This is a genomic window from Candidatus Poriferisocius sp., from assembly GCF_965204145.1.
Taxonomy (GTDB): Bacteria; Actinomycetota; Acidimicrobiia; order Acidimicrobiales; family Bin134; genus Poriferisocius.
In genome coordinates, this window is record NZ_OZ241977.1 from 1188145 (window position 1) to 1201846 (window position 13702).

At 65.4% G+C, this 13702-nt stretch carries 12 protein-coding genes; 6 read left to right on the forward strand and 6 right to left on the reverse strand.

Features of this window, described 5'->3' with window-relative positions:
* Position 1: 1 nt before the first annotated feature.
* Positions 2 to 1519, forward strand: a complete 1518-nt coding sequence (locus tag ACOGI7_RS05375) for a class I adenylate-forming enzyme family protein (protein WP_419850882.1) — start codon at positions 2 to 4, stop codon at positions 1517 to 1519.
* On the opposite strand, the gene ACOGI7_RS05380 is transcribed toward ACOGI7_RS05375, so the two are convergent.
* The gene (locus ACOGI7_RS05380; protein WP_419851469.1) at positions 1516 to 2673 is read right to left on the reverse strand and encodes a CaiB/BaiF CoA transferase family protein; all 1158 of its coding nucleotides are present in this window, start codon (positions 2671 to 2673) and stop codon (positions 1516 to 1518) included. The genes ACOGI7_RS05375 and ACOGI7_RS05380 overlap by 4 nt on opposite strands.
* A gap of 32 nt (positions 2674 to 2705) precedes the next feature.
* On the opposite strand from ACOGI7_RS05380, the gene ACOGI7_RS05385 reads away from it, so the two are divergent.
* On the forward strand, positions 2706 to 3107 hold the full coding sequence (locus ACOGI7_RS05385) for a hypothetical protein (protein WP_419850883.1): 402 nt from the start codon (positions 2706 to 2708) through the stop codon (positions 3105 to 3107).
* On the opposite strand, the gene ACOGI7_RS05390 is transcribed toward ACOGI7_RS05385, so the two are convergent.
* Positions 3104 to 4603, reverse strand: coding sequence for an AMP-binding protein (locus ACOGI7_RS05390; protein ID WP_419850884.1), 1500 nt, complete (start codon positions 4601 to 4603; stop codon positions 3104 to 3106). The genes ACOGI7_RS05385 and ACOGI7_RS05390 overlap by 4 nt on opposite strands.
* Positions 4604 to 4626: 23 nt before the next feature.
* Between ACOGI7_RS05390 and ACOGI7_RS05395 the strand changes: the two genes are divergently transcribed.
* Together ACOGI7_RS05395 and ACOGI7_RS05400 are read left to right on the forward strand one after the other, a co-directional pair.
* Positions 4627 to 6246 carry an AMP-binding protein gene (locus tag ACOGI7_RS05395; protein WP_419850885.1) on the forward strand — a complete coding sequence of 540 codons (1620 nt, stop codon included), beginning with the start codon at positions 4627 to 4629 and terminating at the stop codon, positions 6244 to 6246.
* Positions 6247 to 6276: 30 nt separating this feature from the next.
* A complete protein-coding gene (locus ACOGI7_RS05400) occupies positions 6277 to 7086 on the forward strand; it encodes a TauD/TfdA dioxygenase family protein (protein WP_419850886.1) in 810 nt (269 codons plus the stop codon).
* Here the strand turns inward: ACOGI7_RS05400 and ACOGI7_RS05405 are convergent, their stop codons facing one another.
* Together ACOGI7_RS05405 and ACOGI7_RS05410 are read right to left on the reverse strand one after the other, a co-directional pair.
* Complete coding sequence (locus ACOGI7_RS05405) at positions 7087 to 8445, reverse strand: mycothione reductase (protein ID WP_419850887.1); 1359 nt, start codon at positions 8443 to 8445, stop codon at positions 7087 to 7089.
* Between the two features lie 8 nt (positions 8446 to 8453).
* On the reverse strand, positions 8454 to 9344 hold the full coding sequence (locus ACOGI7_RS05410; RefSeq protein WP_419850888.1) for an SDR family NAD(P)-dependent oxidoreductase: 891 nt from the start codon (positions 9342 to 9344) through the stop codon (positions 8454 to 8456).
* A 59-nt stretch (positions 9345 to 9403) separates the two neighbouring features.
* On the opposite strand from ACOGI7_RS05410, the gene ACOGI7_RS05415 reads away from it, so the two are divergent.
* Together ACOGI7_RS05415 and ACOGI7_RS05420 are read left to right on the forward strand one after the other, a co-directional pair.
* Positions 9404 to 10444: a D-2-hydroxyacid dehydrogenase gene (locus tag ACOGI7_RS05415; protein WP_419850889.1), complete on the forward strand. Its 1041-nt coding sequence runs from the start codon at positions 9404 to 9406 to the stop codon at positions 10442 to 10444.
* A gap of 16 nt (positions 10445 to 10460) precedes the next feature.
* A complete protein-coding gene (locus tag ACOGI7_RS05420) occupies positions 10461 to 11363 on the forward strand; it encodes an alpha/beta hydrolase (protein WP_419850890.1) in 903 nt (300 codons plus the stop codon).
* Here the strand turns inward: ACOGI7_RS05420 and ACOGI7_RS05425 are convergent.
* Positions 11360 to 12469 (reverse strand): acyl-CoA dehydrogenase family protein, encoded by a 1110-nt coding sequence (locus tag ACOGI7_RS05425; RefSeq protein WP_419850891.1) that lies wholly within the window; start codon positions 12467 to 12469, stop codon positions 11360 to 11362. The two genes, ACOGI7_RS05420 and ACOGI7_RS05425, sit on opposite strands and share 4 nt — an antisense overlap.
* A 31-nt stretch (positions 12470 to 12500) precedes the next feature.
* On the reverse strand, positions 12501 to 13688 hold the full coding sequence (locus tag ACOGI7_RS05430) for an acyl-CoA dehydrogenase family protein (RefSeq protein ID WP_419850892.1): 1188 nt from the start codon (positions 13686 to 13688) through the stop codon (positions 12501 to 12503).
* Between the last annotated feature and the right edge of the window lie 14 nt (positions 13689 to 13702).

Here is a 13702-nt window from a genome sequence, read left to right on the forward strand (position 1 = left end):
GATGCCGACCCTGTATGACGTCGTCCGCGACTTCAGCCACACCTGGCCTGACAAGCTGGCAGTGCTCACCGAGCGGGACGGACACCGCTCATTCCGAGAGCTGGCGACCCACGGCGGGGCTCTAGCCCACCAGTTCCAAACCCGCTTCGGTTTGGGCCTGGGTGACAGGGCCTGCATCTGGATGCAGAACCGCCCCGAGTACATCGAGTGCCAGCTGGGTATGCAGGCCATCGGTCTTGCGGGCGTTCCCATCAACCCGGAGTGGACCGATCCGGAACTGGATTTCGTGCTCAACCACTCCCGGTGCCGCTTGGTGTTCGCTGAGGCCGAGCGGGCCGAGCGGGCGGTGGCTCTAACCACAGGCATGGACATGGTGGAAGCGGTGGTGAGCGTGGACGAGCCGGTGGACGGGGCGTTGCTGCTGGCCGATCTCATCGGCGAGTCACCGGAGGGCGCGGGCCTGGACCTGCCCCCGGTGGACGGGTTTGTGGAGGGCAACGTGCTCTACACCTCGGGCACTACTACCGGACGGCCCAAGGCGGTGCCGATGAGTCCCGAGCTGTTCGCCGGAGGGGCGGTGCCCTATGAGGAGATGTTCGGCCTGAGCCACACCGACCGCTCGCTGGTGGTAACCCCGCTGTTCCACGGCAATGCCATGGGCGGGGCCATGTCAGCGCTGAGCCGGGGAGCCAGCGTGGTCATGCAGCGCAAGTTCTCGGCGTCGCGGTTCTGGGCGCTGGTCGACTTGTACCGCCCGACCTACTTCCTCACCCTGGTGCCCATCATCAACATCCTGATGGCCCAGACCCCCGGCCCCCATGAGAAATCGCACTCGCTGCGGGTGATGATCCCGTTGGGCTGCGCCCCGATCATCGAGCAGATCGAGGAGCGCTATGGGGTGCCGTGCATGGACTGGTATGGCATGACCGAGGCCGGGTCGGGCACCTACACCCGCTTGGACGAGCCCCGCCGGCCCGGCTCGGTGGGCAAGCCGTTCGAGGGGTCAGTGCTGCGGATATTCCTTCCCGACGGCTCAGAGGCGCAGACGGGTGAAACCGGGGAGATCTGCTTTCTGCGGTCCACCATCGGGTTCAACGGCTACATCGAAGACGCCGAGGCCACCGAAGCCGCCACATCGGGGGACTGGTTCCGCACCGGCGACCTGGGTTACGTGGACGACGAGGGCTACCTGTACTTCGTGGATCGCCAGAAGGACATCGTGCGCCGGGGCGGGGAGAACCTGTCCACCATCGAGGTGGAGACCGCGCTTCGCACCCACCCCGCAGTGGGCGACGTCGCTGTGGTAGCCCGCCCCGACCCGGTGTTGGGCGAGACAGTGGCCGCATTCATCGTGGTGGCCGACGGCTACGAGCTCCCCACCGAAGACGACCTACGGACCCATACCGAAGGCACTCTGGCCCCCTACAAGGTGCCCACCACCATTCAGCCCATCGAAGAGCTCCCCCGCACCGGCAACGGCAAAGTAGAAAAGTTCCGCCTCCGCCAGCGCTTCAGCTAGGCGAACTCGGCTCGGATTTGGGGGCCGTGCTGGTTGATGGCAGGGAGGGAGTGGGCGGCAGCGTCGCCAGTTTCGTCCCAGTCGGCGGTGGTGGCCGGGGCGGGGATATCGATGGTGCCGTTGGGGTGGGTGACGGTGATGCGGTTGAGTTGGGGGTGAGAGGAGAGTCCGGCGACGTCGTTGACTGCGCCGAAGGCCATGCGGCTGTCGGTGAGCTTGCCGTGGAGTTCGTCGGTGCTTAGGCGGCCAAAGACCTCGGCGACGGCGTCGTCGGTCTCGGTCCTGTTTATGACTCGAGCTTTGTTGGTGGCGAAGCGGGGATCGTGGGACAGGTCTGGTCGGTCGAGCACTTCTTCGCACAGGGTGCGCCACTCGCGGTCGGACTGAACGGCGATGAGCAGGATGGTGCCGTCAGCGGTGGTGAAGCCCCCATAGGGGGCGATGGACGGGTGGGCCAATCCCACTCGCTCAGGTCCCTGGCCCAGGTAGTCGTGGTGCAGCAGGGGTACGGTCATCCACTCGGCCATGGTCGAGAACAATGAGACTTCAATGTTTGCGCCTTCGCCGGTGCGGGCTTGGCGGACCAGTGCCTGGCTGATGGCTCGGGCAGCGGCTTCACCGGTGGCGATGTCGGCCACCGACACCCCGACTCGACCGAGCGGACCCGGCGCTCCCGAGACCGACACCAGGCCGCTCTCGGCCTGCACTAGCAGGTCGTAGGCCTTCATCTGGGCATAGGGTCCGGTGGGTCCGTAGCCCGAGATGTCGCAGGTCACCAGGCCGGGATACTGCTTCCGCAGGGATTCTGAGCCGAACCCCAGCCGTTGGGCGGCGCCCACGGCCAGATTTTGGATGTAGACATCAGCTCGTTCGATCATTCTCCCCAACAGTGCTTGGTCTTCGCTGTCTTTGAGGTCGAGGACGATTGACTCCTTGCCCCGGTTTAGCCAGGCGAAATAGCTGGAGAGACCGTCGGCCGCCGCGTCGTAGCCCCGGGAGAAGTCGCCCTCGGCTCGCTCGATCTTGATGACTCGGGCCCCGGCATCGGCAAGCCGACACGATGTCAGCGGCGCGGCCACGGCTTGTTCGATTGAGACCACCAGCACGCCATCCAGAGGCTTGGCCGAGCTCACTCCAGCAACGTACCCCTGCATGGGCTGAAACGACCAAGAGATAGGCTCCGGCGATGACACCAGAAGAGATCCTGGACCTGGCTCGCGAGCACGCCGCGGCCGAAGCAGAGAATGACGCCGAGCGGACGCTGGCCACGCTGGTGGACGAGCCCACCTACGAGTTCTGGCCGATGGGCAAGGGATTCACCGGCGGTGATCTGGCTCGGACGTTTTATCTGGAGCAGTATCCCAAGTTCGCCAAACGGGTCACCGACTTCGGCGTGCTGGGGGAGTGGACCAACGACCAGTGCGCCATCCAGGAGTACTGGATCGAGATCGACGGCCAGACCCGCCATATGGTGATGTCGATGATGCCCGCCGCCGGTGATCTATTGACCGGCGAGAAGCTGTATTGCGATGACGCCTTTGTGGAGGCTTTGCTCGGGCCTCTCTGCGTACACCTGAAGCCGCTCTAGCCCAAGAGATGCTTCTGCACCTTGCCTAATGCGTTGCGAGGCAACTCATCTACCAGGTGAAGTATGCGGGGGTGCTTGAAGTCGGCGCACACTCCCTCTAAGTGGGAGCGCAGGTCATCCAAATTGGGTGTCTTGCCAGAGGCAGGTACGACCCAAGCAGTGACGAGCTCGCCCCACTCTTCGTCGGGGGTGCCGGTGATGGCTACATCGTCGATGTCGAGATGGGAGCGCAGGGCGTCTTCCACTTCGCGGGGATAGACGTTCAGGCCGCCGGAGATCACCAACTCTTTGGCCCGGCCTTGCAGTCGTAGGTAGCCCGCCTCGTCGAACTCGCCTAAATCGCCGGTGTGGAACCAGCCGTCTTGGTCGAAGGCCTCCTCGGTGGCCTCGGGGCGGCGCCAGTATCCGGCAAAGACGTTGGGGCCCCGCACCATCACTTCATCGGAGTCGGGGGCTAATCGCAGTTCCACGCCGGGGAGGGGGAATCCCACTGTGCCAGCCCGGCGCTCTTCGTCGTAGGGGTTGGACACCAGCATGATGGTCTCGGTCATGCCGTAGCGCTCTAGCACTCGCACTCCGGCGGCCTCTTGCAGGCGGCGGTGGAGATCAGCGGACAGGGCAGCGGAGCCGGCCACGCACAGCCGAAGCCGGGAGAGTTCTCCAACCCTGGGCGACTGGGCCAGCCGGGTGTACATGGTGGGCACACCGAAGAACAGGGTGGCGTCGTGGGCTTGGGCCGCATCTAACACGGCGTCGGGGGAGAACCCGTCCAACAGCACCGCAGAGGCACCGGTCAGCAGCGTGCCGTGCAGCCCGACGCCCAGCCCGTGCATGTGGAACAGGGGAAGGGCCAGAACCAGGCGATCGTCGGAGGTCCACCGCCAGGCAATGCGCACCGATTCAGCTCCGGCCAGCAGATTCCCGTGGGTCAGCACCGCACCCTTGGGAACCCCGGTGGTGCCCGAGGTGTAGCCCAGCAGCGCGGGATCGCCGCTGGAAAGCTGATCGAGGCTGGGGGCCGTCGCGTCGTCCAGGTCCAGTCGGGGGGAGACCACGGTCATCTCCGGGGCAAGCTCGGCCAGCCACCGCACCCATTCAGGCCTGTCCACCACCGCAGCACGGGGATCGGCGTCATCCACAATGTGGGCTAGCTCGGCTCGCTGATAGGCCCCGTTCACCGGTACCACGATGAGGCCCAGCCGCAGGGCAGCCACATGAGCTACCACCAAGTCCACCGACGCGGCTGCCGAGAGGATGACTCGGTCGCCTTTGCGGAGCCCTGCACCGAAGAGCCTTCCGGCTGCGACCTTCGTGCGCCTAGCCAAGTCGCCCCTTGAAATCCACCCGGTCCCCGGGTCCCACAACGTCGGTTTGGTCGCCCCGGATGCCCACCGCTTGGCCCACGCCGCTGGAAGGCTGACTTCGTCCAGCAAGTCCACGTCATCGGGGTCTATGCCTCTAGGAAAGTGGACAGCATCGGCTCGGGCAGTGCTCACGACTCACGATAATGTCACTCGCCGTGCCCCTGAACCTGGCCACTGCGTGGGAAACAATTGCGGAAGTGGTGCCAGACGCGGATGCGGTGGTGTGTCATCCGGTCAGCCGAACCTGGCAAGAGTTTGAGGATCGGGCAGCTCGGCTGGCGGCGGCGCTGGGGGAGTTCGGCATCGGCGCGGGCGACAACGTGGGGCTATACCTCTACAACGGCAATCCCTATAGCGAGGTGACATTCGGGGCGTTCAAGGCCCGGGCTGCTCCCTGCAATGTGAACTACCGCTATCTGGGGAGCGAGTTGCGCCACCTGCTGGAGGACGCTGACGCCAAGGCGGTGTTCTTCTCTCCCGAGCTGGCCGACCGGGTGGAGGAGGCCAGGGGCGACCTGCCCCTGCTACGGGCGGCCATCTGTGTGGGCGACCCGGGCGACCCGGTGCCCGACTGGGCGTTGGACTACGAGACTCTGATCGCCGACCACGATCCGGCACCTCCCATCGACCGCAGCCCCGACGACCTGTGGATCCTCTACACCGGCGGCACAACCGGCAATCCCAAAGGGGTCATGTGGCCTCACAGTTCGCTGATCGGCGCCATGGCCCCCAACTTCAGGGCGCTGAGGCTGCCGGTTCCGGAGAACCTGGGGCAGGTCAAGTCCAACATCGCCGCCATCTACGACAGCAACCGGGTGACCCGTCAACTGGCGGCGTCGCCGCTAATGCATGGCACGGCCAGCATCGTGGCGCTGTCTACTTTCACCCAGGGTGGGGCGGTGATCACCATGCCCGAGCGCAGCTTCGATGCCGATGCCTTGTGGCGCTGCGTGGAGCGAGACAGGGCGACCGTGCTCACCATCGTGGGCGATGCCTTCGGCCGGCCCATGGCCGAGGCCTTGGATGCGGCCGAGGCCCGAGGCGAGCCCTACGACCTGTCGTCGGTGTTCATGGTCATGTCGTCGGGGGTGATCTGGAGCCAGCCTGCTAAAGAAGCCTTGTTGGTACACAAAGACGTGAAGTTGGTGGACTCCTTGGGCTCCAGCGAGGGCACGGGTACGGGGATGAGGATCAGCGATCGCAAGGGCGGATCGGCCACCGCCCGGTTCACACTGGGGGAGAACGCCGCGGTCTTCGACGAGGACGGTCAGCCGGTGGAACCCGGCTCAGGACAGCAGGGCATGGTGGCTGTGGGCGGCCCCATCCCCATCGGCTACTACAAGGACCCGGAGAAAACGGCGGCCACGTTCCGTATCATCGGCGGTCGGCGCTGGTCGGTGCCCGGCGATTGGGCCACCGTCGAAGCCGACGGCACCATCACGCTGTTGGGCCGGGGTTCGGCCTGCATCAACAGCGCGGGGGAAAAGATCTACCCCGAAGAGGTGGAAGAGGCCGTCAAAGCCCATCCCGCAGTGGCCGACTGCCTGGTAGTGGGAGTGCCCGACCCGAAGTGGGGCGAGGCGGTGACCGCGGTGGTGCAGATGGCAGTCGAAGCCAGCGACGACGAGGTTATTGCCGATGCCCGCACACGATTGGCTGGCTACAAGCTTCCCAAGTCACTCATCCGGGCCGATGCCGTCCAGCGGGGCGCCAATGGCAAGCCCGACTACCAGTGGGCCAAGAAGTTCGCCCTCGAATCCCTAGCCGTTGATTGATTTTCTCGGGAACTCTGAAAACATAGAGCCATGAGCATCAAAGTGACTGCGCTACCGGCGGCCTTGGGCGCCACAGTGGAGGGACTCGATGCCGATCACCTCGGCGACGGAGTAGCGGCCGAGTTGCGAGAGGCATTCTGGGCCCACAAGGTGCTGTTCTTCCCTCAGATTCACTTGACCGATGAGCAGCATGTGGCGCTCGGCTCGCTGTTCGGCGACCTGGCTGCGGTGAGCAACGACGACACCGACCATCGCGACCACCACACGGTGGACGACGAGGGCAAGATCTTGGTGCTGGACAGCTCCAATGCCTATTCGCGGGCCAACTTCTGGCACACCGACGTGACCTTCGCCCGCCAGCCTCCGCTGGGGTCGCTGCTGTCGATGAAGGAGTCCCCGCCCTCCGGCGGCGACACCATGTGGATCAACACCCAGGCCGCCTACGAGGGGCTGTCCGATCCCATCAAGGCGGCCATCAACGGGATCACCGCCCGCCACGGTCGGGCCGGACTCACCGAATTCACCGACCACCCGGCGGTGACCGTCCACCCCGAAACCGGCAATCGCATCTTGTTCGTGAACCGGGGATGGACATCGTCGCTCAATGGGATGAGCCATCTGGAGAGCAGAGGCCTGCTCACCCTGCTGTGCGACCACATGGAGCGCCCTGAGTACACCGTGCGATGGCGGTGGAGCGACGGCGACGCTGCCTTGTGGGACAACCGCTGCACCATGCACTACGCCATCGACGACTACGGTGCCGACCACCGTCGCATCCATCGGGTGACCATCTACGACCCCTCCGGCGCGGGCCCGGCGGCGGCCACGCCGACGGCGTAGCTAGAGCTCCAGCAGCGCCTGTTCGACCACCTCGGTCAGCGCGGGGTGGATGTAGAGCTGCCCCCGGGCCATCTCGTCGACGGTGAGGCCGAACTGCATTCCCTGGATGAGCTGCTGGATCAGGGTGGGGGCCTGAGGGCCGATGATGTGGGCGCCCAGCAAGAGCCGGGTATCGGGATCGGCCAGCACCTTGGTGAAGCTGGTGGTGTCCTCCATGGCCCAGCCGTAGGCGGTATCGCTGTAAGGGCGAACGGCTCGGAGATAGGGCCGCCCCTCGGCTCGCAACACCTGCTCGGTGGCCCCCACCGCGGCCACTTGGGGATGGGCGAACACCGCGTGGGGAATGCCGGAGTGATCGGGCGCCCGCAGATCGTCGGGATGGGCGATGTTGTGGGCCACGGCTCGGGTGTCCTCGTTGGCGGTGTGCTTGAGCTGGGCAGCGTGGCAGATATCGCCCAACGCCCATACCCCCTCCACTGCGGTGCGGAGATACTCGTCGGTGACCACATAGCCGGCATCGTCGAGCTCCACCCCTGAGCGGGTCACGCCCAGCTGCTCGCCGTTGGGCACCCGACCGGTGGCCAGCAGCAGAACATCGCCGGTCACGTCCTGCGCCTCGGTGCGCACGGTGATCTGCGACCCTGCTTGGGAAACGTCGACGATGGGAGAGCCGAGAGCGCAATCCATGCGCTGGCCCACGATCTGCGTGAACGCAGCCGACACGTCCTCGTCCTCGGCCCGCAGCAGCCGCTCGGAGCGGTTCACGATCGACACCGACACGCCCATGGCGTCGAACACGTGGCCCAATTCGGCGGCGATATAGCCCCCACCCAAGATCACCAGCCGCTCGGGAAGCGCTTCCAGCCGCATGACGGTGTCGGAGGTGTGGTAGGGAACCTCGTCCAGGCCAGGGATCGGGGGGATGTACGGCCGGGCCCCGGCGGCCAGCACTATGTGATCGCCAGTGATCTGCTGTCCGTTTACCTCAAGCGCTTTGTGGCCGGTGAACCGGGCATCGCCCTTGAATACGGTCACCTTGTCCAAGCTGTGCCGGTAGTCCTCTCCACCCTGGGCGATGGGGTCGATTCGCCCGAATACCCGGTCCACGATCTCGGGCCAGCGCACTGCGTCCAACGAGGTATCCACCCCGAGATGCCCGGTGTGGCCCGCTTGGTGAGCCATGTCGGCGGCGTACACGAACATCTTGGAGGGGATGCAGCCCCGGTTGAGGCAGGTGCCCCCGAACACATCCCGCTCAATGAGCGCCACCCGCCAGTCGTCGAAATCAGGGGTGAGGACGCTATTGCCCGACCCAGTGCCCACCACCACCAGGTCGAATTGCACGGGTGATTCAGCCATAGGCGGGATCAGCTGTCCCGGGGAGGCCCTTTGGCGGCTTGGTCCTCGTCGATGAGCTGGCCCCGGAAGCTGGGGTTTCGGCCCTTTTGGATGTCTTCGTGGCGCTGCATGATTGCTGGCGCATACACGTAGTCGGTCCAGATGTAGAACTGGTTGTTGAGCACCGCGTTGTACACCAGCTCGGCCACCTCGGGCGGCTTTACCGCGTCCTCGTAGATGGCCATCATCAACTGCATCCGCTCTTCATCCTCAGGGGTGGGGTCGGGCGGGATGATCGGCGAGCGCAGCGACTCGGGGCGGTTGCGCTCGGAGTTGATGATGTTGGTGGTCACCAGGCCAGGGCACAGCACTGACACGCCGACGGTCGAGCCGCTCTCCTGAAGCTCGTTGTAGAGCGTCTCGGAGATGGTCACCACCGCGTGCTTGGTGGCGTTGTAGGGACCGATGTTGGGATACGAGGTGTGGCCGGCGATGGAACCGGTGTTCACGATGTGGCCGTCGCCGTGCTCTATCAAGTGGGGCAAGAACACCCGGATACCGTGAATCACCCCCCACAGATTCACCCCGAGGATCCATTCCCAGTCGGCGGTGGTGAGCTCGTGCATCAAGCCGCCGCCGCCCACCCCGGCGTTGTTGCACACCACGTTGACCTGCCCGAACCGGGCGAGAGCAGCCTCGGCCAGCTCGTCCATGTCCCGCTCGGAGCTCACGTCGGTGAGCACGCCCACCGCATCTACTCCGGCGTCATTCATCTCGGCCACCGCGGCGTCCATGGCCGGCCCTTCCACGTCGGCGATCATGATGCGGGCCCCGGCTGCGCCGAATCGGTCGGCCATGGCCCGGCCCATCCCGCTGGCCCCGCCGGTGATGACTGCTGCTTTGCCCTCAAGAGTGTCCATGGGCCGACGCTATCGCCTGTTTGCGGTGGGAAGCGGTGTCGGAAACTAGGGTTCCCGCGGTGAGCACAGTCAACGCGGTTGTGATGTACCCCTTGGCGATGGATGAGGCAGAGCTCGACGATCTGCATCGACGGTTCCCCGGCGTGAAGTTCGACAACATTCCCTATTTCGAGCCCCACGGGCTGCGGGATGCCAAGGCCAAGGGTCGAGTCACCGATGAGCTGCTGGCCACTGCGCCGCCCCTGTCGGATGCGGAGCGGGTAACTATCGCCGACGCCGACGTGCTGATGGCCCTTGACTTGCCCGAGGGGATCAGAGAGTGGGCCACCCGGCTGCGCTGGGTGCAGGCCATCGGGGCGGGCATCGGTCAATTGGAACCGACCGAGTTGAAGGCCAAAGGCATCGCGTTGACCAACGCCGCCGGGGTGGCCTCGGCCCCTATTGCCGAATTCGCCGTGGGCCGGTTGCTGGAGGTGTGGAAGGACATCCGGTTATTGGAGCGCCAGCAGAAGGACCACCACTGGCAGATGCACCAGGGGCTGTTGGTGAAGGGAAAGACCATCGGCATCGTCGGGTTGGGGGCCATAGGCCGGGATGTGGCCCGCCGGGCCAAGGCCTTCGAAACCACCGTGCTGGGCAATCGCCGCTCGGCGCAACCCGGCGACACTGATCCCGACGTCGATGAGCTGTACGGCCTCGACGGGCTCGATGAGATGCTGGCCCGCTGCGACGCGGTGGTGCTGAGTGCTCCGCAGACCCCCGAGACCATTGACTTGTTCGACGCCGAGCGCTTTAGGCGGCTCAAGCCGGGCACGGTGGTGGTGAACGTGGGCCGGGGGTCGATCATCGACGAGGACGCGCTGGTAGCCGCGCTGGAGTCGGGCCAAGTGGGCGCCGCGGTGCTAGACGTGACCCGAGAAGAGCCGCTGCCCGCCGACAGCCCGCTGTGGGATGCGCCCAACATGTACCTGTCGCCCCACTGCTCCACCGCCCGAGAGGGTTACAACGAAGCGCTGATGGAGCTGTTCTGCGACAATCTGGAACGCTTTTTGGCCAACGAGCCGCTTCGCAACGTGGTAGACCCCGACCGGGGATACTGAGAACAGGGAGAAAATGATGCCTTCAGATGCCTACAACGCCGCTGTTACTGCTCTAAGGCAGCAGATGCAAGATGCCGCTGCTGGTCCGCCGGCTGACTTGGCCACGACCCGGGCCGGTTTTGAGGCGGCCTACAGTTCAATGCCCGTCCCCGACGGGGTGAGCTTCACTCCGGTGGACGCCGGCGGGGTTCCCGCCGAGTGGGTGACGCCCCCCGAGGTTGATGGGAACCGGACCATCATCTACCTGCACGGCGGCGGCTATGTGGTGGGCAACCTGAACACCCATCGCCACGTGGTCAGTCGCATGGCGGTCGGGGCCAAGGCCCGGCTGTTGAACGTGGACTATCGACTCGCACCGGAGAATCCCTTCCCTGCTGCCTTGGACGATGCCATGGCCGCGTGGCAATGGCACTTGGACAACGGGGGAGAGGCGGCCCACACCGCCATCAGCGGCGATTCCGCCGGTGGGGGACTGACCATCGCACTGTGCATGAAGCTGCGCGACGAGGGTATGGAACAGCCCGCCTGCGCGGCCCCCATCTCGCCGTGGACTGACTTGACGTTCTCCGGCGATTCCATGATCGAGCGGGCCGACCGCGACCCCATGCTCGCCGGTGCCGACTCCCTGCATGGGATGGTCATGGCCTACGCGCAAAGCGTTGACGCCACCAATCCATACGTCTCACCGGTGTTCGGCACCTTCGACAACCTGGCTCCCATGATGATCCAGGTGGGCACCGAGGAGGTGCTCTACGACGACAGCACCCGAGTGGTCAAGGGCATCGAGAACGCCAACGGCGCCGTGGAGTTCCGTCCCTGGCAAGACATGATGCACGTCTGGCACCTCTTGGCAAGCGTGGCCCCCGAAGCCGAAGAGGGCATCGCTGAATTGGCTGCCTACATCGCGGAGAAGACTTAGTTAGCCGCCAAGCGCGCCCCGAGGGTGCGGAGCTGTTGGGTTCCGGCGCCCAGGCTGCACTCGATGTGCTTGTTCCACAGGGTGTAGCGATGGAGGGGGTAGTCGATGCTCACTCCCATGCCACCGTGGACGTGCTGGGTGGCGTGGGCCACGTCGTGGGCCCAGTGTGAGGCGTACCACTTGGCGATGGGCAGCCGGAGCGAAGCGTCGTTGCCCTCGGTCAAGTCGTAGAGCACGGCGTTGGTACACAGCCGCACGGCCTCCACATGCATGAACTGGTCGGCAAGGCGCTGGGTGACGGCCTGGAAGGTGGCCACCGGACGGCCGAACTGCTCACGTTCTGAGGTGTATTCGGCGGCCAGGCGCAGTGCCCGGTCAACCACGCCAATCTGGGTGGCGCACAGCAGGGCCACCGCGCGATCGGCCAGCCACGCCACTGCTGCCCCGTCGGCCGGGCCCAAAGGCTCGCACGGTACCCCGTAGAAGCTCACCTGATGCACGGGCTGGAGCCGGGTGGACATCCCTGCCTCCATGGCCACTGCCGGGTCGGACAGGTCGGCCAGAAACAGCCCCGTGCCGCTGATGATTCCGTTGTCGGAGCCGTCGTCGAGCCCGGCCACCACCACCATCTTGGAAGATTCAGCAGCGAACTCAACCACCTCTTTGGCGCCCACCAGCTTGCCGTCAACCACCCGGGCCGATGGGTTCGTGATGTCGTCGTTCAGGTACTCCTGAAGGCCGAGGGTCAACAGGTTGGACCCGTCGGCGCACCCGGGCAGCTCTCGCCGGCGCTGCTCGTCGGAGCCGAAGGCGTCTACCGCGAGCGCGGCCAGCATCCCGCTCCACAACGGAAGCGGGGCCACATGGCGCCCCTGGGCTTCAAGCACCTGGCCGACGGCAATCAGGTCCAGACCGCCGCCTCCCACGTCCTCGCCCAGACCTATGCCCACCAGCCCCGCCGCGGCCAGCTCGCCGCAGAGGTCCCGGTCGAACCACTCTTCGGCGGCTTCGATCTCCATGAGCCGCTCCATGTCGAGCCGGTCTCCCATGATCCGGTTGGCCAGTTCAGATACGGCTTGCTGCTCTTCGCTCAGGGTGAAATCCATCGCCTTGCCTCCTGCCTTCTACTTGCCGCTGCTACTTGCGGCGCTTCTCGCGGGGCAGGCCGAGACCGGCCATGCCGATGATGTCCCGCTGAATCTCGTTGGTGCCGCCACCGAAGGTCAGCACCCAGCAGCCCCGGTACGACTCCTCCATCCGATGGGAGAAATCAGCGTGGGGTGAGCCCTTTTTGAGGTGACCGGTAGCCCCCACCACCTCGGTCAACCCGGAGTAGATGAGGTGCATCGATTCCGAGCCCCACACCTTGATGGTGGATGCCAGAGCCGGGTTCACGTTGTTGCCCACCGTGGACTCGTAGGCCACCTTCCAGTTCAACAGGTCCAAGAACTCCACCCGGGCCCGGCACTCGGCCAGCTTGACCTGCACCCACTCCTGGTCGATCACCCGGCGGCCGTCGGGCAGCTTGGCCTCCTTGGCCCAATCCACCGCTTGGTCGACCAGGTTGGCGATGCCCCCGGAAGCACAAAGCGACACCCGCTCATGGTTGAGCTGGTTGGTGATGAGGCCCCAGCCCCCGTTCACCTCGCCCACCCGCAGCCAGTCGGGCACCCGAACGTTGTCGTAGAAGGTGGCGGTGGTGTGGCTGTTGCCCATGGTGACGAACGGCTGGATGTCGAAGCCGGGGTCGTCAGTGGGCGCCAAGAACATGGTGATGCCCTTGTGGGCAGGAGCGTCGGGGTCGGTCCGAGCGGCCAGCCAGACGTAGTCGGCGTCGTAGGCCAGGCTGGTGAACATCTTCTGGCCGTTGATGATCCACTCATCGCCGTCGCGCACTGCCCGGGTCTTCAGCGCGGCCAGGTCGGTGCCCGCAGTGGGCTCGGAATAGCCGATGGAAAAGTGCATCTCGCCGGCCAGGATCTTCTTCAAGAAGAAGTCTTTCTGGCGGTCGGTGCCGTAGTCCCGAATAGTCGGGCCCACGGTGTTGATGGTGAGGAACGGCACCGGAACCTGGGCGGCCCAGGACTCGTTGAAGAAGATGTACTGCTCGATGGGGGTGAAGCCCTTGCCTCCGTACTCCACCGGCCAGCCCACGCCCAGCCAGCCGTCGCTGCCGATCTGGCGGATCAGCGCCTTGTAGTCCTCGTTGGCCTCGGTCTCGGTGTGGCGGATCTTCTCGCGCACCTCGTCGGTCATCAGATTGGAGAAATACGTCCGCAGCTCCTGCTGGAGCTCAAGCTGGTCATCGGTCAATTCGACGCGCATGGCCCAAGTCTGGC